Origin of the sequence: Faecalibacterium sp. Marseille-Q0746, from assembly GCF_017377595.1 — a bacterium.
Lineage (GTDB): Bacteria > Bacillota > Clostridia > Oscillospirales > Ruminococcaceae > Faecalibacterium > Faecalibacterium duncaniae.
In genome coordinates this window covers 1-23,053 of the sequence record NZ_JAFREI010000020.1, presented here as the reverse complement: position 1 = coordinate 23,053, position 23,053 = coordinate 1, and the positions used below count along the sequence as shown (strand labels likewise).

The window sequence follows — 23,053 nt, the reverse complement described above, 5'->3', positions numbered from 1 at the left end:
ATCTATCTGCCTCCTTAGCAGCGGAAATAATCGAGCTTTTTTTCAGCCCAGTTGAACAGGATGGTCAGTGCGCCCACAAACACCAGGAAGAAGAGCGCGGTGGAGAATAGCGGCCAGATCAGGCCCTTTGCGCTGTACTCCTTGGCCATCATAATGATCTCCTTATTGGCAATGGTGTTTGCCAGCGAGGTATCCTTGACCAGCGTGATGATCTCGTTGCCCATGGGGGGCAGGATGCGCTTGACGACCTGAAGCAGAGTCACTTTGAAAAAGATCTGTGTTTTGGTCATGCCAAGCACCTGCCCGGCCTCAGTCTGCCCCTTGGGCACTGCTTCAATGCCGCCGCGGTAGATCTCAGAAAAATAGCAGGCATAGTTGATGGCAAAAGCCACCACCGCCGCCACCATCCGTCCGCCGGAGCCGGAGGGCCAGGGGTTGTTCATGCCCAGCAGGCCGGGGCCCAGATAGATCACAATGATCTGCAGCATCAGCGGGGTGCCGCGGATGATCCAGACAAAGGTCTTGACCAGCTCGGCCAGCGGCTTGCAGCGGCTCATGGAGCCAAACGAGACCACCAGCCCCAGCGGCAGTGCAAACAGCAGTGTCAGGGCAAAGAGCTCACAATTGAGCAGGAACGCGCCGGACAGGCGCATAAGAATCACAGACACAAAAACACACCTTTTTTATTCAGAATCCATATTCCCTTCCATCACAGCCGGTGAAAGTTCCCTCTGCTCGGGAGCCTTTCACGCATCGGCAACAAAAAGCCTCCCTCACCGAGGGAGGTTGCATCGCATCGCGATGACGGAAGGAGTTGTTCAACAAATTCAGTCAGCCAGTGCCAAATCGTACTTATCGGCCAGTGCCTGCATGGTACCATCGGCCTTCAGTGCATCAAAGGCCTCATCCACAGCGGCGGCAGCATCACTGTCCTTGCGGAATGCCACGCCGTACTCCTCGGCGTTCAGCTCGTCCACGATCTTCAGGTCGGCATAGTCAGTGCCCTCACCGATCATGGCGTTGGCCAGGGTCAGGTCAAGTACAGCGGCATCGGCAGTGCCTGCGGCAACTTCCATCAGGCAGTCGGTCTGAACGCCCTTGGAAACGTAATCAGCCTGTGCCAGGTTCTCGTCCCCCTCAATGGCGGCCTCACCGGCGGAACCAGCCTCGGCAACCACGGTCTTCCCCACCAGATCAGCGGTAGAGGTATAATCGGTGCCATCTTTCACAACGACCACCTGTGCATTCTTTGCATAAGCCTTGGTGGTAGCGGTGTTCTGCATGATGTCATCGGTCAGGGTCATACCGTTCCAGATGCAGTCGATACTCTTGGCATCCAGCTCCACGACCTTGGTATCCCAGTTGATCTCCACAAACTCCGGCTCCACGCCCAGCTTTTCGCAGACAGCAGTGGCCAGCTCGGTATCAAAACCGGTGAAGTTGCCATCGGCATCGGTGTAGTTCATGGGCTCGTAAACAGTGTAGCCAATGACCAGCTTGCCCTTGCCCTTGATGTAATCCAGGTCGCTGCCTGCGGTCTGGGATGCGGCAGCACTGCCGGAAGCAGAGGCCGAAGCAGATGCGGCAGTGGAAATGGAAGCGGCACCGCCGCAGGCGGCAAGGCTCAGTGCCATGGCACCGGCCAGGAATGCGGATACAAGACGTTTCATATACGGTTCCTCCCTCAGTGGCAAGCAGCTTTGTTTTATTGCTTTACCATGCTAAATTGCTAAACTGTGGTTATAGAATAGCGCGTTTTCTGCCATTTGGCAAGGGGGAAACCTGATTTTTCGCAGTTTGCTCAAATCTTTACCGCTTTACCACGGCAAAGCGGGCAATTTGACAAAACAAAAACGCCGCGTCGGCAGCTGCCAGACGCGGCGAGATGTTTCTCTCTGAAAATTCAGCGGAATGCCACCGCCCCCCTATCCGGGAGAGCCGGTGCGCGATTGCGAGACCGAAAAGGGCTTCCCCCTCAGCTCAGGGCATCCAGCGCCGCCTTTTGCAGATCGGTGATGTCAATGGTACACAGAGCCTTCAGGTCGGCATCGCCGCCGGAAAGCCCGGCGATCTCGGTGCGGGTCTTGCCCTTGAGGGCATCACAGAAGCCCTCGCTGTGCTCATACCACTCCTTGCCCAGCGCCGACGCACCGCGCATCCCGTAGTCCTCACCCAGCTCCAGCTTGGTCTTGACGAGGTCCGGGGCTGTCACACCGCCGTCTGACACCACCGTCAGGGCCGGCTCGGCCATATCCGCAATGGCACTGGTCACACGGCGGTCCGCATCGGTGGTCAGTGCCACGATGCTCACATCCACCTGCGCATTCACATCCTTGTCATCGGTGGCGGTGATGTCCGAAGTCCCGTTCACCGCTTCGATGCCCAGCGCGGCCCTGTCGCCCTTGGCGGCACCCAGTGCCCTGGCATTGGCGCAGGCCCGGGTCACGGCATCCCGGTAGCGATCCACAGCGATGGTACACCCGCTCAGCAGGTCGGCATCCGTGGCTTTGCCATCCTTATCCACTTTGAGCATGGAGACCTGTTCCGGGGTCATGCCGATCAGGTAACTGGCAAAGGCATCCGCCTGTTCCCCCCAGCCCTTTTTCAGGGAAGAGACCTCGGCCAGCGGGTAATCGTCCCCCTTCTGCCGCTTGGTGCGCCAGTCGGTGGGCAGGGTCACATGGCCGGTGCTGTCCGCCGAAACAGACACTTCCAGCTCATCCAGCAGAACACTCTCCAGTTTGCCCTCGCCATCCAGCAGGACAGCGGCCGCTGCCAGTTCAATTTTCCCTGCCCTGTCCTGATCGGTGGCCTCTGTCACCACACCCAGACCGGTTTTCCATGCCGCTGTCTGGGTCTGTGCGGAGGATGTGCCGCTGCTTCCGCTCATGCTGCCGGAGCTGCCCGACCCGGCGTTCGTTTTGCCGCAGGCGGTCAGCAGCAGCGCCGCCGCCATGGCACAGCTCCAAAGAGCCCGATGGTTCTGATTCATAGATACGCTCCCTTTCCACACGGCCCGTTGGGCCTTTGCCCCATAGTATGTCCAGAAGAACGTAAAATTACGCAGCCGACGGGAGTTTTCCAAAGCAAGTGTCCGCTGGGGTGGGACCCTGTTGCCGCAGGCAATAGGGCGGGCGACGGAATGGCCCGTTTCACTTGCGCGGAAAAGCTCCCCGAGTGCTGCGCGCAGCCGCTTACATCAACGGACTCAGCAGCCGCAGCACGCTGTCCAGTGCTGTGCCCGGCAGATTGGTGCGGCAGTCGGAGCGCATGATCTCCCGGCACTGCGGCAGGGTGCGTTCCACATCCTTCCGCAGTGCGGCGATCTGGCTGTTATGGAAGAGCAGTGTTCCGCATTCAAAGTGGAGGAACAGGCTCCGATAATCCATATTGATGCTGCCCACCACGGCGACACGGTCATCGCTGACATAGCACTTGGCGTGGAGGAAACCGGGCGTGAATTCATAAATGCGCACGCCCGCCCTGAGCAGGGGCAGATAGTAGGAACGGCTGAGCCGGAACACCAGCTTCTTATCCGGGATCCCGGGCAGGATGAGCCGCACGTCCACCCCGCGCTTGGCCGCATTTTTCAGAGCATCCAGCATCTCCTCGCCCACGGCCAGGTAGGGCGTATAGATATAAACATATCTCTGGGCCTGAGAGAGGATGTCCAGATAGACCGTCTCGGCCAGCGGTTCCTCATCCAGCGGGCTGTCCGCGTAGGGCTGTACCACGCCATCCTGCACTGCGGGCAGGCGGGTGGGCGCAAAGGCGGTGTAATCGGTCTCCTGCGGGCGGAAGGCGTTCCATGCATTGAGGAACATCACGGTAAAGTTCCAGACAGCGGCACCCTCCAGCCGGATGGCCGCATCCTTCCAGTAGCCAAAGCGCTGCTCGGCATTGATATACTCATCCGCCAGATTCACACCACCGGTGTAGGCCACATTGCCGTCAACCACCACGATCTTGCGGTGGTCGCGGTGGTTCATCACCAGCGAGACCAGCGGCACCACCGGGTTGAAGGGGATGCAGCGGATGTGCGCCTTCTCCATGCGGATGACAAAATCACTGGGCAAACCCAGCAGACTGCCAAAATCATCGTAGATCAGCCGCACATCCACCCCCTGAGCGGCCTTGCGGCGGAGGATCTGCTCCACGCCGTCCCACATTTTGCCGGAACGGAGGATAAAGAATTCCAGAAAGATGAACTTCTCTGCCTTGTCCAGATCCGCCAGCAGCTGGGGATACATCTCCTCCCCACAGGAAAAATAGTGGGCAGCGGTATCTTTCCAGGCCGGATACGGCCCGAACTTTGCCACATAGCGGCTCAGGTTCCGGCTGGAGATATCCAGCGCATCGGTCTGGCCCTCGGGCTGGGCAAGCTCGGTCTGATGGGCCTGTTCCACCTTCTGCATCCGCTCCCGCAGATACTTGGCGGGGGCCTTGTTGCCAAAAGCCAGATAAAGCGCGCCGCCCAGCAGGGGCAGAAGACCGATCAGAACGATCCAGCCGATCTTATAAGCACTGTTTTCATCCTTGCGCACCAGATACAGCACGATCATGATGCTCAGCGCCTTCAGGGCACCGTTCAGCCAGACCCGCCCCGCCGTGAACGACCAGAACGCCCAGAGCAGCCAGAGCACCTGTAAAGCCACCAGCACCACTGTGATCGTGACACGGTTGAAGATGCGGTTGAAAAACTTGACGATGGGCAATCTGAACATGTGGTATCCCTCCCCTGCCGCCCACGGCGATTTTGATGCTGTTAGTATAGCGCAGAGCGGAAGATTTTGCAAACAAAAAAGCGCCCACAACGGCTTTCCCCGCTATGAGCGCCTATTCAATCGTGGGCAGAATTTTTCCGAGGGCCGTTCGCTTATGCTTCCGCGTCCTCATAACCAACCAGCAGGCCGCCCAGCTCTGCATAATAGCTGCACAGACCGCCGCATTCGCTGATGTCCACCTTTGCTCCATCAAACACAGCCTTTACCATGTGCTTCAGGCGCTCGGCGGCGGCGGGATTGCCGCAGTGAGAGATATGGAGCCTGCCGTTGGTGTAGCCGTGCTCCTTGAGTTCCAGCACGATGCGCTCCAGCGCACCATGCTCGCCACGGGTCTTGCAGAGAACATCCAGCTCTCCGGCCTCACTTGCCTGTCCGATGACCCGGATGCCCAGCATCCGCGCCACAGCAGCAACGGCAGGCTTCACGCGGCCATTGCGAGCCAGATTGGCCAGCGATTCCAGCGAGAAGAGCAGATGGGTGTGCTTGTGGTAGCGGAGCATCTCTTCACAGATCTCGTCAAACTCCTTGCCCTCAGCCAGCAGATCCCGCAGATGCTCGGCCAGCAGGCGCTGCTCCGGGCCGGTGGAAAGGCTGTCCAGCACGAACACCCGCTTGCCGGGGTTCTCCTGCTGGTATTCCTCGGCGGCCAGCTGGGCGGCATTGTAGCTGCCGGACAGAGTGCCCGTGATGGTGATGGCATACACCTCGTCGGCTCCCTCGTAGGCGGCCAGCCAGTCGCTGACGTTGGGGCAGGAGGTCGAGGTCTTGCCCTTATAGGTACGCAGGGTCTGGGCCATGCCCAAGGCATCCATCGTGCCGTTGTCCAGATATTCGGCATCGTCGGTGATGATCTTCAGGGGAACGCATTCAAAATCCACGCCCTGCAAGGTGTACAGGCTGGCGGAGGAATCCACAACAATCTTGGTGTTCATAAGCATTTATCTCCATTCCGGCGGCAGCGGATGCCGCAGTTTTTCCTGTTGTCTGAATCACTATATCAGCTTTTCAAAACCCTGTCAACTGTTTTATTGAATTATTTCAAAAGTTTTCAATTTCCTGTTGACCACATTTCCAAAACATGGTATACTGTCCGCATGAAATTAGAATCAAACCGCCGCGTTGCGGCCTGCGCCGCAGGGTTTGCCCTGCCCCGGTATGCAGAACTCCCCACCGTAGGGCTTTATCTGGATCAGAGTGTACAGTTTGTCAACGGGTGTTTCCGCACATTTCAGGGGGTGGAGCTCACCGCTTCCATGGTGAGCAACTACGTTAAGAAAGGGATCATCAGCCACCCCATCAAAAAGAAGTATACCCGGGATCAGCTGGCCTGCCTGATCTACATCGTAGTTTCTAAAAATGTCCTGTCCATGGAAAACATCGACAGTCTGTTCAAGATGCAGCGGGCGCATTATACCTCCGCGCAGGCGTATGATACCTTTTGCGATGAGCTGGAGAATTACCTGCCCTATGTGTTCGGCCTGACCAAAAGCTTTTCCGAGCTGGAGCCGGATGTTGATGATGCACGCAAGCTCCTGCGCAGCACCATCATCTCGGCTGTGAACAAGATCTATCTGGACTGCGTTTTTACCGACCTGCGGCAGGAGCAGGCCCTCTGGCCCGATATCCTGCCGGATCTGGCATAACAACAAAAATGGCCCTCTCCGTCATGCTTTGTAAAGCAATGATGGAGAGGGCTATTTTTTCTTAAAATGTAAGCGCAGGGCTGATCTCATTGCGGCGCTGGGCCTGCACGATGCAGTCCTTTTCCGGCACGACACCCGCCGCGCCCAGGGTGTTGAACATGGTCTGCAAAGCAAGCGCCGGGGTGTTGTTCTCTTGCGAGAGATGGCAGAGGGCAAACTTCTTGCATCCCTCCTGGATCAGCTCCAGCAGCTTTGCCGAGCACTCATCGTTGGAGAGGTGGCCCCGGTTGGACTCGATGCGGGAGCGCAGGTAGTAAGGATACCGCCCGCTGCGGAGCATGTGGAGGTCGTAGTTGCTTTCCAGCGCCACCAGGTCACAGCCGCTCAGGGCCTGATGCACCGGCGGGGTCAGGACACCCAGGTCGGTGGCAATGGTCATGGTCTTGTTGTCCGGGGTGTGGATGCGGTAGCCCACGCAGGGCACGTCGTGGCTGGTGGGGAACATCGTCACACCGAAATCTCCCACATCCTCTTCCCCGCCGGACAGGGTGCGCAGCTCACAGCTGGCGGGCACGATGCCGTTTGCATCCAGAAAATCCAGCGTATCATCTGCACCGTATACCGGCAGCGGATTCTTTTTGAGGAAAGTGGCCAGCCCCTTGACGTGGTCAGAATGCTCGTGGGTGACCAGAATGCCCGCACAATCGCTGATGTTCAGGCCCAGTTCCTTGAGTGCCGCCGAGGTAGTGCGCACACCCTTTCCCATATCGATGATGATGTACTTCTCCCCCGTGCGCACCACGCTGCAGTTGCCGGAGGAACCAGAGTATAACGAGATGAATTCAGACATTTCAAACCTCAAGAAACGAACCTCTCCGTCATGGCTTCACAAAAGCTCCCTGTCAGGGGAACTTCTGCGAAGCAGACTGAGAGGTTCTGAATGATCACATTGCCGATTCCAGTGCGGCGGGCATCCGCTCCACCTTGCTGATCTCAGCGCCCAGGCCGCGCAGCTTTTCCACGATGTTCTCATAGCCGCGCTCAATGTGGCCGATCTCCTCGATCTCGCTGGTGCCGTCTGCCATCAGGGCAGCAACGACCATGGCCGCACCGGCACGCAGGTCAGAAGCACGCAGGGGGGCAGGGTTCAGCTTGTCCACCCCCTCAAACACGGCCACCTGACCGTCCACCTGCACCACTGCGCCCATCTTGCGCAGCTCGTCCACATAGCGGAAGCGGTTGTCCCACACGCTCTCGGTGATGGTGGAGGTGCCCTTTGCCACGCTGAGCAGCACCCCCATCAGGGGCTGCATATCGGTGGGGAAGCCCGGGTGAGGCATGGTATTGATCTTCAGCGGCAGGATATCGCCCTTGCGGGAGACGCGGACGGAATCATCGAATTCCTCCACATCCACACCGGCACGGCGGAGCTTTGCCGTGATGGGTTCCAGATGCTTGGGGGTGACATTTTTGATCAGAACGTCGCCGCCGGTGGCAGCAGCGGCAACCATGTAGCTGCCCGCCTCGATCTGGTCAGGGATGATGCTGTAAGTGCAGCCGTGCATCTTTTCCACGCCGCGCACCTTGATCACATCGGTGCCGGCACCGCGCACATCCGCGCCGCACATATTCAGGAAGTTTGCCAGATCAACAACATGGGGCTCCTTGGCGCAGTTTTCCAGAATGGTCTGGCCCTGTGCCATCACAGCGGAGAGCATACCGTTCATGGTAGCGCCCACGCTGACTTTATCAAAGAAGATATGGGCACCGTTCAGTTCCTTGGCACGCACGGTGATCATGCCATAGTCCACGCTGTCCTCTGCACCCAGCGCGCTGAACACCTTGAGGTGCTGGTCGATGGGGCGGGGGCCCAGATTGCAGCCGCCGGGCATGGCCACCTGTGCCTTGCCAAAGCGGGAGAGCAGCGCACCCAGGAAGTAGTAGCTGGCACGCATCTGGCGGGACAGATCGTCCGGGACGTTGGTGCTGTTCAGGTGGGTGGTGTCGATCTCGTAGGTATTGCGGTTCAGCATCTTGATGCTGGCACCCAGGGTGCTCAGGATCTTCAGGCTGACTGCCACATCACTGATGTCCGGCAGGTTTTCGATCACACAGACATCTGCCGCCAGAATGGTGGCAGGCAGAATGCCCACAGCCGCATTTTTTGCACCGGAAATGGTAACTTCGCCATGCAGGGGCTTGCCGCCCGTAATAACAAACTTTTCCAATTTTATAATCTCCTTGTCGCAGGCCCGCCAGCGGCAGGGCCACTCAGGGTTCTTGCTTGATCTCTCCGCGCACCGCCGGGCACACACCCTCACGATACAACTATCTTATTATACACAACTTCGGGCAAAAAGCAAAGCCCCCTTTTTCCCTGCCGGATTATTTTCTGTTTTGCCCAGAATCTGCGGAGATATTCGATATTTTTGTTTCTTATTTCAAAAATTTTACAATCAGCGCCCCTTACCAGACGCAATCCTCGCTGCAGGTCTCCTTGATCCAGCCCAGCTGATATGCCTTGACCAGCTGCTTCAGGTCGTGTACCCGCTCCCGCAGGATCTCTCCCTCGTCCGTCTCTTCCACCAGAATGCGGTGGTTCTCCGTTTCCAGTATGTTCTTCTGCGACACGATGTCGATGTTTTCGTTCACGGCCTTTTCGGCACTGACAAAGGGCTGATGGGTCCGCAGAGACATGGTGCGGCTGGAGTACACCAGCGTGTACCCTGCAATGCCGGTCTTTTCATGGTAGGCGCGGCAGAACCCGCCGTCAATGACGACCAGACGGCCCCCGCCCTTGATGGGGCTCTCGCCGCTCTTCTCCCGCACCGGCACATGGCCGTTGACGATGTGGCTGGTGCCGGGCAGACCGAATTCCGCCAGGATGCGGCGGCAGGCGGCCTCTTCATTGTACCATGTATAATAGGGGTCCTTGACTTCCTCGTGGGTGGCGGGGTCGGCAATATACAGCCGCTCAAAGGTGGTCATGGCGCTGCGGCCGAACAACGGCGACAGCTTGCCGCACCACAGATACCACAAAAAGTCCTGACCGCTCCGCCGGGCAGCGCTGCCCTCGGGGGCAAAGTAGCCGCGGCGTGCCCGCTCGTCACAGTAGTCCATCAAACCGCGGCCCGAGTAGTTGTGTCCCTCGAACCGCTCCACGGCAAAGCTGCCGTTTTTGGTCATGGGCACCACACCGTGGTAGAGCAGGTTGCCGTTCTCGATGTGGTAAACGCTGCCCTTGGCATACAAAAATTCCACATGCTGCTGCAAACGCTCGCTCTGCCGGAAGGATTCCACCAGCTTGCGAAGCACCAGCCGCTCATCATCATTCAGGGCGGCGGGGTCTGCCGGATCTACGGTGGGGAAGCTGGTGTCCCGCAGGGGGTATGCCTGCCCGTTCAGGGTCACTGTTCCCTTTTCCCAATCGATGTGCTGCAGGAAATCCCGACCCTGCATCTTGAAATCCGGGTTGCGGTCGATGACCTTGCACTCCATCTTGAGCATCAGAATGGTCACGGCCTTGTGCATCACGGCACAGCGGTGGAGCATGCCCTCGGTGTAAGGGCCGCGCGCCGCGTCGGTGTGGGGCATCCAGAGGGTCAGGTCGTCATTTCCGTAGAACTGCTCGGCCATCCGCTGCAGATGCCGCAGGTTGATGCCGTAGCAGTCCTCAAGCATGGCATGGTTGTGGTAGGCCAGTGTCGTTTTGAGCACGGTGCAGACGCAGATGGGACTTCCGGCGGCGGCACCCATCCAGACCACGTCATGGTTGCCCCACTGGATATCCACATGGTGGTGGCGCATGAGCCGGTCCAGAATGATGTCAGGCCGGGGGCCGCGGTCAAACAGGTCCCCCACAATGTGAAGCTTGTCCACAGCCAGCCGCTTGATGAGCTCACACAGCCGGACAATGAACCGGTCAGCGCGGCCATTTTCGATGATGCTGCCCACGATCTGCCCATAATAAAGGTCCTTGTCGTGGTCCTCAAAGTGGGCATGGAGCAGCTCATCCAGAATATACCCGCAGCTGGACGGCAGGCAGGAGCGCACATGCTGCCGGGTATGCTTGGAGGACACCAACCGGCAGATATCAATGAGCTGAAGCAGGGTCTCTGTGTACCAGTGGTCAAGCGCTTCCTCATCCGCGCACCCAGCTTTGAGCTGGGGCAGCTTCTCGTTGGGATAATAGATGAGCGTTGCCAGCTCTGCACGGGTCTGTTCCGGCACACTCTCCCCCAGCACGATGTCCACCTTTTCCCGGATGACACCCGAAGCCGAGTTCAGGATGTGGACAAAGGCCTCGTTTTCACCGTGCAGGTCGCTCATAAAATGTTCGGTGCCCTTGGGCAGCTTGAGCAGGGCCTGGGTGCTGATGATCTCACTGGCGGCGGCCGCCTGCGAGGGGTAATCCCGTGCCAGCAGGGAGAGATATTTCAAATGATCCCGGATCTCCTCGTTTTCGGTGCGCATGACATCCTCCGTCTGATATGTAGTATTTTTGCATGATATATAATATTCTATCATAGTATACCACATTCCATGTCATAAATGGTATAATAAACGAAAGGAATTCTGTCAAATCTTTTGCAAAGGACTTGGATATTATGCCCAAAACCATTTCTGTTGCCGTGCCGGAAGCCTGCACTCTCTGCCCCCGGCAGTGCAAAGCCGACCGGGCCGCCGGGCAGACGGGCTTCTGCGGGGCGGGCCGCACCCTGAAAGCGGCCCGCGCTGCCTTGCACTTCTGGGAGGAGCCCTGCATCAGCGGCACCCGGGGCAGCGGCACGGTGTTTTTCTCCGGCTGCACCCTCAAGTGCTACTTCTGCCAGAACTACCCCATCAGCGCCGAGGGACTGGGCAAGGAGATCACCGTGGAGCGCCTGGCCGAGATCTTTCTGGACCTGCAGGCGCAGGGAGCCCACAACATCAACCTTGTCACGCCTGGGCAGTGGCGGCCCTGGATCATCGCCGCCCTCGACCTGGCCCGGGCGCAGGGGCTGCATCTGCCCATCGTCTGCAACACTGGCGGCTACGAGACCGTGGAGAGCGTGCACGCCTGGCGCGGCTTCATCGACATCTGGCTGGCCGACCTGAAATATGTTTCTCCTGCCCTTTCGGCAGAGCTTTCCGCCGCGCCGGACTATTTTGCACAGGCCAGGCCCGCCATTGAAGCCATGATGGCTCAGGCCGGACACCCTGTTTTTGACAGCGAGGGCATCCTGCAGCGGGGCGTGATCCTGCGCCACCTTGCCCTGCCCGGCCATGTGGACGACAGCTTTGCCGTGCTCGATCAGATGGCGGCTTGGAACAAGGCCGACCCCGGGTGCTTCCTGCCCAGCGTGATGAGCCAGTACACCCCCTTCTATCAGGCGGCAGACCACGGTATCGGGCGGCGCATCACCACCTACGAATACCGCCGGGTGGTCAACTACGCCATGGATCTGGGCCTCAGCTCTGGCTATATGCAGCAGAAGAGCAGTGCAAAGGAAGAGTATACGCCCAGCTTTGACCTGACAGGGGTGTGAGCCCCACCGTCATCCCTGCGGGATGCCACCGCCCCTAGTAGGGGCGGCCTTGGCAAAACCATAAGGCTTTACGCAATGCCAAGGGCCCCACTATTAGGGGGGCTGTCACCGCAGGTGACTGAGGGGTTCTTTCGTCAAAACAACCAAAATTTCTCTTTCTTTTTCTCTCGGCCGAAACAGCATTTGCTTGCTATCCGGTGCGCAGTGCGGTATAATGGATACAACAATGTGTTCTCACATGAAATGGATCCCAGAAACGACTTTTTAGGAGGAGCGTTATGGAACACTACAATCCCATCCTCGGCAGCGAGCCCAACGGCCAGAAATTTATCACCTGCGGCGAGATCATGCTCCGTCTGACCCCGCCGAACTACGAAAAGATCCGCATGGCATCCAGCTTTGAAGCCAGCTACGGCGGCAGCGAGGCCAACATTGCACTGGCCCTGGCCAACCTGGGTGTGGACAGCACCTTCTTCAGCGTAGTGCCCAACAACAGCCTGGGCAAGAGCGCGGTGCGCTGGCTGCGCTCCAACGATGTGCATTGCACCCCCATGATCCTGACCGAGCCCAACGAGACCCCCTCCAACCGGCTGGGTACTTATTATCTGGAGACTGGCTACGGCATCCGCGCTTCCAAGGTCATCTACGACCGCAAGCACAGTGCCATTACCGAGTATGACTTCTCCCAGGTCGATCTGGACGCTCTGCTGGACGGCTACGACTGGCTGCACCTGAGCGGCATTACCCCGGCACTGGGCCCCAACTGCCGCGGCCTCATCATCGATATGCTCAAGGTGGCCAAAAAGAAGGGCCTGACTGTCAGCTTTGACGGCAACTTCCGCTCTACCCTGTGGAGCTGGGAGGAAGCCCGCGATTTCTGCACCGAGTGCCTGCCTTACGTTGACGTTCTGCTGGGCATTGAGCCCTACCACCTGTGGAAGGACGACAACGATCACAGCAAGGGCGACTGGAAGGACGGCGTGCCCCTGCAGCCCAGCTATGAGCAGCAGGACGAGATCTTCCAGCATTTCATTGCCCGCTACCCCAACCTCAAGTGCATTGCCCGCCATGTGCGCTATGCCCACAGCGGCAGCGAGAACAGCCTCAAGGCCTTTATGTGGTACGACGGCCACACCTTTGAGAGCAAGCTCTACACCTTTAACATTCTGGATCGCGTGGGCGGCGGCGATGCCTTTGCCAGCGGCCTGATCTACGCCATGCTGCACAACTATAAGGCTATGGATATGGTCAACTTTGCCGTGGCAAGCAGCGCCATCAAGCACACCATCCACGGCGATGCCAACATCACCGATGATGTCAGCTCCATCCGCAACCTGATGAACATGAACTACGACATCAAGCGGTAACATTCCTTTATACGCAAAGATCCCCTCCGGTACGCGCACACCGGAGGGGATCTTCTTATTATGCTTCAATCTTACAGAAACACATCCAGCATCTTTTCCAGCGGGGTGCGGGTGTCAAGCTCCAACCCGGCTTTCTGTTTCAGCATCAGGATGCGGCGGACGCTCTCGTTGAGGCGTTCCTCGCTGATGGTTCCATTCTGCACAGCCTCCAGTACACCGTCAAAGGCTTCCGGCAGGTCGGGCGGCATCAGCAGAAGATCTGCCCCGGCGTTCAGCGCCGCTACAGCCGCTTCTGCTGCAGAATAGTGGTCACGAATGGCTTGCATGGACAGCGAATCGGTGCAGATGACCCCAGTAAAGCCCAGCTCCCCCCGCAGACGCTCGGTCAGCATAGTGTAGGAGAGCGACGCAGGCAGGCCGTCCTGCGTTGCATTGGGGGTGGTGATGTGGGCGGTCATTACTACGTCAGCCCCAGCTGCGATTCCAGCCGCAAAAGGCTTCAGCTCCGTCTCCCGCATCTCTGCCCAAGTCTTGGTGCTGCTGGCCGTGCCGTAGTGGCTGTCCTCTGCGGTATCTCCGTGGCCCGGGAAATGCTTGAGTGTGCAGAGTATGCCCGCATCGTGAAACCCTTGTACAGCGGAGGCCACCATCTGTGCCGCCACTGCCGGATCCGACGAAAATGCTCGGTTCCCGATCACGGTATTGGCCGGATTGGTGTTCACATCTGCCACTGGAGCAAAGTCAAGATTCAGGCCGTAGGTTTTGAGGTAGCCTCCGATGGTCTGCCCCATGGCACGGGCATTGGCCGGGTCCCCTGTTGTACCTACTGCCTGGGCACTCTGGTATTGGGGCAGATCAAAGCCGGAAGCATTGGCCAGCCGGGCCACGCTGCCGCCCTCCTCGTCCACGGCGGTCAACAGACCGGTCCCGGATGCTGCCTGAAAATCTGCCAGAAGCTTTTTCAGCTGCTCCGGGCTTTTCACATTCTGCCGAAACACCACAATGCCGCCCACCGGATACTTTTTCAGCCCCTGCCGTTCTGCCCAGGTCAGCCTTGTGCTATCAGACTGTCCACTGGGGTCCAGTGCCTCGACCCGCACCACGAACAGCTGCCCCACCTTCTCCCGCAGAGACATGGCAGCAAGCCGTTCCTCTACCGGGTCAATCTGGGCTGCTGCCGAGGCCGTTCCCGTCAGCAGCAGAGCCGCAGACAACAGCACAGCAGCTGCCCGCCGGATGATTTTTCGCACGAGAGACACCTCCTCTTTCTCTCAGTGTAGCACACCCTGCAAAGGTGCACAAGATGCAAAGATCCCCTCCGGCACGCACACCGGAGGGGATTTCCTATATCAGAAATGCATCAGGAAAGGATCATGCGGTCGTTGGCGAACTCGCCGCCGGACGCGATCTGGAACTTGGCCAGCAGGTCGGAGACGTGCAGGTTCTTCTTCTCTTCCCCGGAGACATCATAGATGATGTGGCCCTCGTGCATCATGATCAGTCGGTTGCCGTACTTGATTGCATCCTTCATGTTGTGGGTGATCATCATGGTGGTCAGGTGGTTCTCCTCCACGATCCTGGCCGAAAGGGTCAGCACCTTGAGCGCCGTCTTGGGGTCCAGAGCGGCGGTGTGCTCATCCAGCAGCAGGAGCTTGGGCTTGTTCATGGTAGCCATGAGCAGGGTCAGTGCCTGACGCTGACCGCCGGACAGCAGGCCCACGCGGGCGGTCAGGCGATCCTCCAAGCCCAGGTCCAGGCTCTTGAGCAGTTCACGGTAGCGCTCCCGTTCGGCCTTGGTGATGCCGATCCTCAGGCCGCGGCGCTTACCGCGCCGGGCGGCCAGGGCAAGGTTCTCCTCGATCTGCATGGTGGCAGCGGTGCCGGTCATGGGGTCCTGGAACACGCGGCCGATGTAGGCGGCGCGCTGGTGCTCCCCCAGTTTGGTCACATCGGTGCCGTCAATGATGATCTTGCCGCTGTCCACAGGCCACACACCGGCCACAGCGTTCAGCATGGTGGATTTGCCCGCGCCGTTGCCGCCGATGACGGTGACAAAATCACCTTCGTTCAATTTCAGGTTCAAACCATTCAGGGCCGTTTTCTCGTTGACGGTACCGGCGTTGAAGGTCTTGGAAACATTCTGGATCTCAAGCATTTTTTGCATCCTCCTTCTGTGCCTTCTTTGCCGCGGGCTTTGCGAAGTACTTGCTCTTCCAATAGGGCACGGCCAGGAACACGGCCACCACGGAGGCGCTCAACAGCTTGAGCAGGTTTGCGTCAAAGCCGAGGGTCAGCACCAGCTGGATAACGATGTAGTAGATGATGGCACCCAGCGAGACGGACACCAGCTTGAGGGCAAAGTTGTGGAAAATGCGGCTGAACAGGGCTTCGCCGATGATGACAGCGGCCAGACCGATGACGATGGCACCACGGCCCATGCTGACATCGGCAAAGCCCTGATACTGGCTCAGCAGCGCGCCGGACAGGGCCACCAGACCGTTGGAGACAGCCAAACCCAGCACCACATTGAAGCTGGTGTTGATGCCCTGGGCACGGCTCATGGCGGGGTTGGAACCGGTGGCGCGGATGCCGCAGCCCAGCTCGGTGCCAAAGAACCAGTACAGCACGCCGATGACCACGGCGCTGACCAGAATGACCATGATGATGGGGTTGTGCAGGGCAAGCTCCTTGACCCAGCGCAGGGAGATCAGCAGGTCGTACTTGTCCACGTTGATGGACTGGTTGGCCTTGCCCATGATCTTCAGGTTGATGGAGTAGAGGGCCAGTTGGGTCAGAATACCAGCCAGAATGGCCGGGATGCCCATAAAGGTGTGGAGCAGACCGGTGACAAGGCCGGTGGCCAGACCGGCCAGCAGGGCGATGAAGAGCGCTGCCCAGACGTTCATGCCGGAGAGCAGGCACATAACGCAGACCGCGCCGCCGGTGCCAAAGGAACCGTCTACGGTCAGGTCAGCCACATCCAGGATGCGGTAGGTCAGGTACACACCAATGGCCATGATGCCCCAGATGAGGCCCTGCGCACAGGCACCGGGCAAGGCACCGGGCAGGTTGGCAAGTCTTGCAAGAATATCCAAAACGTTTTCCTCCTGTAACTACACTTTTTTCTGATACGGGAAAGCGGAGAAGAGCCAAAATTCACTCTTCTCCGCTGATTTTATTGTAAAGTCTCTTCGTTACTGCAGCGTGAACTCTGCGCCCCTATCAGGGGAGCTTTCTGCAAAGCAGACTGAGCGCCTGTTATTCCTCAATGGCCTCGTAACCCTCGGGAACGGTCATGCCCAGGTCATCGCAGATGGTCTTGTTGTACTTCTTGGTCACGTTGGTATACTCAACGGGCATGGTGGAGATATCGGCCTCACCGGTCAGAACCTTGGCAGCCATCTCACCGGTGGTGTAGCCCAGATCGTAGTAGCTGATGGACAGGGTCGCCACGCCGCAGCCGGAGCAGATGCCCTCCTCACCGGCGAACACGGGCTTCTTGGCCGGGCGGCAGATGCCGTCGATGATGCCGGTGTTGGCAGCGCAGGTGTTGTCGGTGGGGACATACACTGCATCGTTCTCGTCGGCAGCCTTCTGGCAGACAGAGGCCAGATCGTTGGAATCAGAGAAAGCGTACTGGGTAGCGGTAACGCCCTTGGCCTCAAGGTACTTCTGAACCTCGTCTACCTGATACTGGCTGTTTGCCTCGGCAGAGCAGTAGAGCAGGCCCACCTTGGTGGCCTCGGGCAGCCACTCGGTGATCATATCCGCCTGCTGATCCAGCGGAGCCAGATCAGAGGTGCCGGAGACATTGCCGCCCACGGTGCCATCGAAATCGGTCAGGCCCAGAGCAACACCGTACTCGGTGACGGAGGTGCCCAGAATGGGGATGCTGTTGGTGGCAGCCTGTGCGGCCTGCAGGGCGGGGGTAGCGTTTGCCATGATCAGGTCAACGCCTGCGGAAACAAAGCCGTTGGCGATGGTGGCGCAGGTTGCGGAATCGTTCTGAGCGTTCTGGAAGTCAAAGGTGACATTCTCGCCGAACTGTGCGGTCAGAGCATCCTCAAAGCCCTGGGTGGCAGCGTCCAGAGCGGCGTGCTCCACCAGCTGGCAGATGCCAACGGTATACTTCTGGCCGTCAGCCGCTGCGGAAGAAGCCGCAGCAGAGGAAGCGGTGGAAGAAGCAGCCGTGGAGCTGGAGGAACCGCCGCAGGCAGTCAGGGCAGCAGCTGCGCCGCAGACAGCGGCGGCAGACAGGAACGAACGACGAGAAATTTTACGCATGATATTACTCCCTCAATTCTACTTTCGCGGCAGCAGGACACCGCATGAAAGCCAGTATTCAAGCGGCCTATCGTATCGCGCTGCCGCTTTACACTCGTGAAGTATATCACACTTTCCGCTCTAAAACAACCGGGAAACAGCCCGAATTATCAATCAAAGTAATTTTATCTATCACTTTTTTCGATAGTTCTGTGCCGCATCTGCATCCCTTCGAGCTTTTTCAGCTCACTGTCCAGCCAGAGCAGATTTTCTTCCAGCTGGGGGCGGTACTCTTTTGCAAAGTCGTACCGGTAATACAGCGCCTGCCACAGCTTTTCCTGCATCCGCCGGGCAAACACCGGCTCAAACAGAGCCTCCAGCCGCTCCACGGTATCCTCCAACTCCATGCACACCTGCGCCCAGCGCACATCGGTGGCCTCCCGGGCGGGCACATCGTAACGGGCCAGATAATCCCCCACCCTTGCCGCAATGACCTGCCCGCCGCACTGGGTGGGCTGCAAAAAGTAGGATACCTGACCGTCCTTCGTGATCTCCTGCGCCAGCGGGTAAAGGGCGCAGACCAGCGGCTCGGCATCGTGGATGGCGCAGTGGTTCCCGGTGAGGAAGGGGCAGTTGCCGCGCTCCTCCTTCAGCGGGGCCAGCCGCAGCACCGGCAGGTGGCTGACCCGCCCGATGCTCCCCCGACAGAACGCCCGGGCCACGGTGCGGGGCGGCAGGCGCAGACGGGCCGCAATGCGCCACAGGTCAAAGCCCGACAGCACGATATCCTCCCGCCCCCGGCAGCAGCCGCCGCAGCCCGCGCAGGCAAACGAAAACGCCTCGTCCCGGGCAAGCAGGGGCGCAGTGCGGGTAAAATCGGTGCGGCCGCAGAGATCGACCTGTGAATCCTTGAGCATGATGGTTCTCCTGTTCTGTGAATGGTTTTGTTCCATTGTACCACAAAGCCGGGCACAGAAAAAGGGAGCGCATCCGCTCCCCTGTTCAGGACCCCCGGCTCACACGGCGGTAGACCGTTACGGCATCCTCGATGTGGTAGGGCGCGGTGCTGTGGTTTCCCCCTGCCCCGGCCGTGACCAGAATGTATTCCCTGCCCTTCACCTCGGCCAGACTGGCAAGGCAGAGCCCTGCTTCCCCGGTGTAACCGGTCTTACCACCCAGAATCCGGCCACGGTGCAGCTCTGTGCCGTCCAGCTGGCTCAGCAGGGTGCTGTGCATCGTGAACCCCTGCGGGTGGCAGTTGGTGGCCGGAACGGTATATCGCTCCGTGGTAAACAGCTTGCGGAAGGTCTCGTTCTGCAGGGCTGCTTCTGTCAGCCGGGCCATATCCCGCACGGTGGAAACATGCTCCGGGTCGTGCAGACCAGTGGGGTTGCAGAAATGCGTGCCAGTCATCCCCAGCTCTGCCGCTTTCTGGTTCATCCGGGCCGCAAAGGCTTCCTCGCTGCCGCTCACCTCCCGGGCCAGCGCTTCGCAGCACTCGGCCCCCGAGGGCAGCATGGCACCGTACAGCAGATCCCGCACCGTGGCCGTTTCCCCGGGCTGAAACCCCGCCAGCGAGGCATTCTGGGCCTGCAGAGCCGGAAAGATCTCCTCGGGCAGGGTCACGGGCGTGTCGAGGTCCGGGTTTGCTTCTATGGCCAGCAACGCCGTCATCATCTTGGTCATGGAAGCCGGATAGATCGTGCTGTCGGCATCCTTTTCGGCCAGCACCTCTCCGCTGTCGGCCCGCAGTAAAATGGCATGGGGACTGTTCAGCCCATCCAGCGTGACCCGCCGGGGCCACAACAGCAGAAGCAGGGTCGCCAGCACCAGCAGCCAGAACAGCCGCCGGAAGGCTCTGCGCCGGTGCTTCCGGCGGTGCGGTGAAGTTTTCATTCTCGTTCTCATCCTTTTTTGCAAACTCAAAAGCGCTTTCATCCCTTAATACGGGACGAGAGCGCCTTTTTCTGCAAAAAGTGGGGCCGCCCCACAAAAATTTGTGCAGCGGCCCCAAGCCAGTTTAATATTTTACCATTTTACGTCATTTACAGAAGTGTGTTCAGTGCTGTGCCTTATGGAACATGCTCTTGCGCTTACGCTCCAGCAGATAACCGGCAGCCAGCAGAACACCGCCTGCACGCACCAGAACATCTGCCATCCAGTTGGTGGTACCAGTCTGGATCAGCTTGCCGCTCTCCGGGCGGACATCCTGTACCGGCGGGTTCACGGGGGTCTCCGGGGCGGGCGTGGTCTTAGCAACTGCCTGCTCCACGGCGGGAGTGGTGGGCCGTGCATCCTGCACTGCCGGGGTGGTCGGCGTAGTGGGAGCCGGAGCCGGAGGAGTAGGATCGGAGTCCTCGGGCGTTTCCGGTTTCGGGTTCGTGGGGATCACAGGGTCGGTCACTTCCCGCAGAGCGCCGTAAATGGTCACGGTGTACTGTGCGGAGTCGGTGCCATCGATGTTCTCGCCGGTGACCTTCACGTTGGAATCCGGGCCAAAAGCATCCAGCACGCCCGCTGCTGCGGTGGTGTTGGGGTTGTTCTGGCTCTCATAACCCCAGACGATGGTATAGGTCTTGCCCTCATACTCGTACTCGGTGCCATAGACCATGTCATAAGCGTTGGGGGCACCATCTGCCTGCTTTTCGTAGTTGCCCCAGATGAGCTTGGTGTTGCCCTCTGCATCGGTGGTCTTGGTGAAGTTCAGGCTCTTACCGTTCACCACCATATCCCGCAGAATAACGACCTGATCGCCATTCTCAGCGGTCTGGTAGGCAGTGTCGAAATTGTATCCGGCCTGCTTCAGCTCTTCCAGCACCTTGCCGATGATCTCCGGGTCGTGGGAACCGTCCACATCCAGCATATAGTTCAGTGCGGCGGCGGGCACCCACACGGAGAGATACTGCTTCCCGGTCTCCTTGTTCAGGTCAGAGAGGTAGGTATAGGTCTGGCCTTTATAGGAAAGGGCATCGAAGTTTGCGTGGGCATCATCCTTGGTCAGCAGGAAATTGGTCAGCTTGTCGCCCTGCTCGTTCTCCGGCCACAGGGTGTTGTCGGCCTTGTAGTCATAGGTCAGCGTACCGCCGGTAACGATGAGCTTCTGTCCCTTGTCACTCTTAGTGCCTACGATAGAGTTCACATCCACATGGGAGCCGTTCTTGATGGTAGTGGTGGAGTTGCTGCCCAGAGAATAGATACCTTTGAGGAAATTGCCCTCAGTGATAAGAGTGCCGTTATCCATGGTAAGAGTTGCACCGTTACCGAGAACAATAGCGCTTGCGCCTTTTGTAGCCTGCGAAAGGTGCAACTTGCTATTTTGATCAACCAGAATACTGCTTGGATTCTTGCTTAGGTTAACACGCAGAGCATGAGCATAACCCTCCATTTGCAGATTATATTCGCTCTCTCCGGTAACATGCAGTTTGGTCGCACCACTCTGACCGCCAACAAACATCATACCAACACTGCCTATGGAGGTTACCTTGCTCTTACCGCTGATTTCTACTTCATCAAAACCAGCGTAGATGCCAGTGGGAGCTTCCAATTTGACCTCGCTCTTGTTGGTAACGGTAAGTTTTCCCTTTCCGTTACTCTCGGGGCCGTAGATGGCAGTACCATTCTGAGCACTGACGCTTCCGGTGGAGTTGTCAAAGGTGATGTTGGTGCCGCCTTCGGGAGCAACGGCAATGCCCATGCCATTGCTGTTGATATCCACCTTGGAATCTTCGAAGGTGATGTTCCCGGCACCGCTCTCATAGTCGATGCCCTTGCCATTGCCGTCGATGTCCAGCGTGCTGTCCTTTACGGTCAGGCTGGAACCGGTTCCGCCGTAGATTGCAGAACCATCTGTTCCCTTAATTTCCAGGGTACTGTCATCTGTCACAGTGATACCAGCGGTGCTGTCGATGCCATGCCCGTTGTTATCGTATCTCAAGCCGCCCTGATCGTTATCGATTTTGTGAACACCTCGGTGCACCGTGTCGATTGTCAGGCTGGAGTTGTCCTCTATGGCCAGGTCACCCCGCTGTACGATACCGCGGCCACCCTGCGTAGTGGAACCTGCTTCTGTGTGCTTGATATCCACATCGGCATTGTCCGTCAAGGTCACATCAGAATCGTTAGAGATCACCATTCCGGTAGAAGTATGGTCAATGTTCAGAGAGCCTTGGTCGCTGGTCTCGTCTCCTTTGATGGTCAGGGACGCACCCTCGCCACTGCTGTCATCACCTGCGTTTTCGCCGCCCACGCGGATGCCTTCCACATTGCGGTTGGGGCTGCTCGTGCCTTCTTTTTTCGCTTCTTCTGCTTCCTGGGCGGCATCCTCCAAGGCTTTCTTGCCATCAATGGTGTTTTCGCCCTTTAATGTGACGTCCACCTTGGAGTGATCCCGTGCAACAATACCTGCGGTGTTATCTTTTTCGGTCAGATTGATTTTGGTATTATCCAGCGTCAGGTCAACGTTAGCTCCTTTGTTATCATCTTTGTCATCCAGATTCACACCAATATCAATGCCATGGCCGCCGGTGGTCAGGTTGGAATCCTTGACTGTCAGGTCAACATCTGCACCCTCGCCCACTTTGATGATGGTTTTATCTTCTTTGGCATCTGCGGACACTTCAGCCTGGGTGTCAGTCTGGGTGCTGGTATCACTGGTATCTACATTCACACCCTCAACCACGATGGTTGCATCTTTCACATCTTCCTTGACCGTGATGGTGTTTTCAGTTGTGGTCTCAGACATGGAACTGTTCACTGTGTTGTTGCCAGAAGAATCTGTGGTAGTATCCGTCAGTGTGGTTTCCTCTGTGCCATTGTTGGAGTTATCAGTGGTTGGCGGGACTACTTCTGGCGCGTTGCCGTCCTTAACGTAGATCGTACCTTTATCCGGTGTATCCTCATTGACGTAGGTACGGTGTTCCTCACTGCCGTCCTCACCCTGATAACTGTACGCACCACGATTCTCATCCTGGTCAACAGTTACACTGCCATCGCCCAGATAATACGTCACCGCAGAAGCACTGGGGCCAACCGTGCTCACTGCAACCGCAGTGGCCAGCGACATTGCTGCCAACTTGAATTTCTTGTTTGTCATTTTTCTTCTGCTCCTTTCCAGTTCATGCTCACATGATCGAAAAGTGGTGGTCAAACAGCAGGCCGATCCTTTGTCAACTGTTTTTTGCATGGGAACGCGTTTCTCCCAAAAGCGTTTCCAGCCTTATGATAGCACACCGTACGAAAAAATCAGGCAGAAATAGAAACCTTTGGCAATTTCTTTGCCAGTGAAAGAAAGTACCGCACAAAAACAATAAACCCCCAAGGAATTTCTTCCTCAGGGGTTTCATTTAAGTCGGCGACTACCTATTTTCACGCGCCGTTTCCAGCGAACTATCTTGGGCACGAGTGAGCTTAACTTCTGTGTTCGGAATGGGAACAGGTGGAACCTCACCGTCATCGTCACCGACCAATAT

At 58.1% G+C, this 23,053-nt stretch carries 18 protein-coding genes and 1 rRNA gene; 3 read left to right on the top strand and 16 right to left on the bottom strand.

The window, feature by feature from the left end; all coding sequences use genetic code 11:
- Window positions 1-14: 14 nt before the first annotated feature.
- The 5 genes from J3351_RS11260 to J3351_RS11240 all read right to left on the bottom strand — a co-directional run bounded on the left by J3351_RS11260 (window position 15) and on the right by J3351_RS11240 (window position 5,716).
- Window positions 15-653 carry an amino acid ABC transporter permease gene (locus tag J3351_RS11260; RefSeq protein ID WP_207697782.1) on the bottom strand — a complete coding sequence of 213 codons (639 nt, stop codon included), beginning with the start codon at window positions 651-653 and terminating at the stop codon, window positions 15-17.
- 174 nt (window positions 654-827) lie between these two features.
- Window positions 828-1,670, bottom strand: coding sequence for a transporter substrate-binding domain-containing protein (locus tag J3351_RS11255; protein WP_207697763.1), 843 nt, complete (start codon window positions 1,668-1,670; stop codon window positions 828-830).
- A gap of 305 nt (window positions 1,671-1,975) precedes the next feature.
- Complete coding sequence (locus tag J3351_RS11250; RefSeq protein ID WP_207697762.1) at window positions 1,976-2,992, bottom strand: hypothetical protein; 1,017 nt, start codon at window positions 2,990-2,992, stop codon at window positions 1,976-1,978.
- Between the two features lie 202 nt (window positions 2,993-3,194).
- A complete protein-coding gene (gene cls / locus J3351_RS11245; protein ID WP_207697761.1) occupies window positions 3,195-4,724 on the bottom strand; it encodes a cardiolipin synthase in 1,530 nt (509 codons plus the stop codon).
- 152 nt (window positions 4,725-4,876) lie between these two features.
- Window positions 4,877-5,716: a DegV family protein gene (locus J3351_RS11240; protein ID WP_242699397.1), complete on the bottom strand. Its 840-nt coding sequence runs from the start codon at window positions 5,714-5,716 to the stop codon at window positions 4,877-4,879.
- Window positions 5,717-5,878: 162 nt separating this feature from the next.
- On the opposite strand from J3351_RS11240, the gene J3351_RS11235 reads away from it, so the two are divergent.
- Window positions 5,879-6,427: a DUF1836 domain-containing protein gene (locus J3351_RS11235; protein ID WP_117477426.1), complete on the top strand. Its 549-nt coding sequence runs from the start codon at window positions 5,879-5,881 to the stop codon at window positions 6,425-6,427.
- 61 nt (window positions 6,428-6,488) lie between these two features.
- On the opposite strand, the gene J3351_RS11230 is transcribed toward J3351_RS11235, so the two are convergent.
- From J3351_RS11230 to J3351_RS11220, 3 genes are all read right to left on the bottom strand, one after another.
- Window positions 6,489-7,277, bottom strand: coding sequence for an MBL fold metallo-hydrolase (locus J3351_RS11230; RefSeq protein WP_097771776.1), 789 nt, complete (start codon window positions 7,275-7,277; stop codon window positions 6,489-6,491).
- Window positions 7,278-7,371: 94 nt separating this feature from the next.
- Window positions 7,372-8,655, bottom strand: coding sequence for a UDP-N-acetylglucosamine 1-carboxyvinyltransferase (locus J3351_RS11225; protein WP_097773760.1), 1,284 nt, complete (start codon window positions 8,653-8,655; stop codon window positions 7,372-7,374).
- Window positions 8,656-8,893: 238 nt separating this feature from the next.
- Window positions 8,894-10,900: a fructose-1,6-bisphosphatase gene (locus tag J3351_RS11220; protein WP_207697760.1), complete on the bottom strand. Its 2,007-nt coding sequence runs from the start codon at window positions 10,898-10,900 to the stop codon at window positions 8,894-8,896.
- A 134-nt stretch (window positions 10,901-11,034) separates the two neighbouring features.
- Here J3351_RS11220 and J3351_RS11215 point away from each other — a divergent pair, with 134 nt between their 5' ends.
- Together J3351_RS11215 and J3351_RS11210 are read left to right on the top strand one after the other, a co-directional pair.
- Window positions 11,035-11,955 carry a 4Fe-4S cluster-binding domain-containing protein gene (locus J3351_RS11215; protein WP_207697759.1) on the top strand — a complete coding sequence of 307 codons (921 nt, stop codon included), beginning with the start codon at window positions 11,035-11,037 and terminating at the stop codon, window positions 11,953-11,955.
- 278 nt (window positions 11,956-12,233) lie between these two features.
- Complete coding sequence (locus tag J3351_RS11210; protein ID WP_035395021.1) at window positions 12,234-13,322, top strand: sugar kinase; 1,089 nt, start codon at window positions 12,234-12,236, stop codon at window positions 13,320-13,322.
- Between the two features lie 71 nt (window positions 13,323-13,393).
- Here J3351_RS11210 and nagZ read toward each other — a convergent pair whose 3' ends face one another.
- The 8 genes from nagZ to rrf form a co-directional block, all read right to left on the bottom strand.
- The gene (gene nagZ / locus J3351_RS11205) at window positions 13,394-14,572 is read right to left on the bottom strand and encodes a beta-N-acetylhexosaminidase (protein WP_307862862.1); all 1,179 of its coding nucleotides are present in this window, start codon (window positions 14,570-14,572) and stop codon (window positions 13,394-13,396) included.
- Window positions 14,573-14,682: 110 nt separating this feature from the next.
- The gene (locus J3351_RS11200; RefSeq protein WP_207697757.1) at window positions 14,683-15,477 is read right to left on the bottom strand and encodes an ABC transporter ATP-binding protein; all 795 of its coding nucleotides are present in this window, start codon (window positions 15,475-15,477) and stop codon (window positions 14,683-14,685) included.
- Entirely contained in the window at window positions 15,470-16,417 is a 948-nt protein-coding gene (locus J3351_RS11195; protein WP_098922117.1) for an ABC transporter permease, read from the bottom strand. The genes J3351_RS11200 and J3351_RS11195 overlap by 8 nt, the downstream gene beginning before the upstream one ends.
- A 163-nt stretch (window positions 16,418-16,580) precedes the next feature.
- On the bottom strand, window positions 16,581-17,606 hold the full coding sequence (locus J3351_RS11190) for an ABC transporter substrate-binding protein (protein WP_207697756.1): 1,026 nt from the start codon (window positions 17,604-17,606) through the stop codon (window positions 16,581-16,583).
- 164 nt (window positions 17,607-17,770) lie between these two features.
- Complete coding sequence (locus J3351_RS11185; protein WP_242699396.1) at window positions 17,771-18,502, bottom strand: YkgJ family cysteine cluster protein; 732 nt, start codon at window positions 18,500-18,502, stop codon at window positions 17,771-17,773.
- A gap of 85 nt (window positions 18,503-18,587) precedes the next feature.
- Window positions 18,588-19,481 carry a D-alanyl-D-alanine carboxypeptidase family protein gene (locus J3351_RS11180; RefSeq protein WP_242699395.1) on the bottom strand — a complete coding sequence of 298 codons (894 nt, stop codon included), beginning with the start codon at window positions 19,479-19,481 and terminating at the stop codon, window positions 18,588-18,590.
- Window positions 19,482-19,644: 163 nt separating this feature from the next.
- A complete protein-coding gene (locus J3351_RS11175; protein ID WP_207697753.1) occupies window positions 19,645-22,677 on the bottom strand; it encodes a right-handed parallel beta-helix repeat-containing protein in 3,033 nt (1,010 codons plus the stop codon).
- A 253-nt stretch (window positions 22,678-22,930) separates the two neighbouring features.
- Window positions 22,931-23,047, bottom strand: a 5S ribosomal RNA gene (rrf, locus tag J3351_RS11170).
- Window positions 23,048-23,053: the final 6 nt, after the last annotated feature.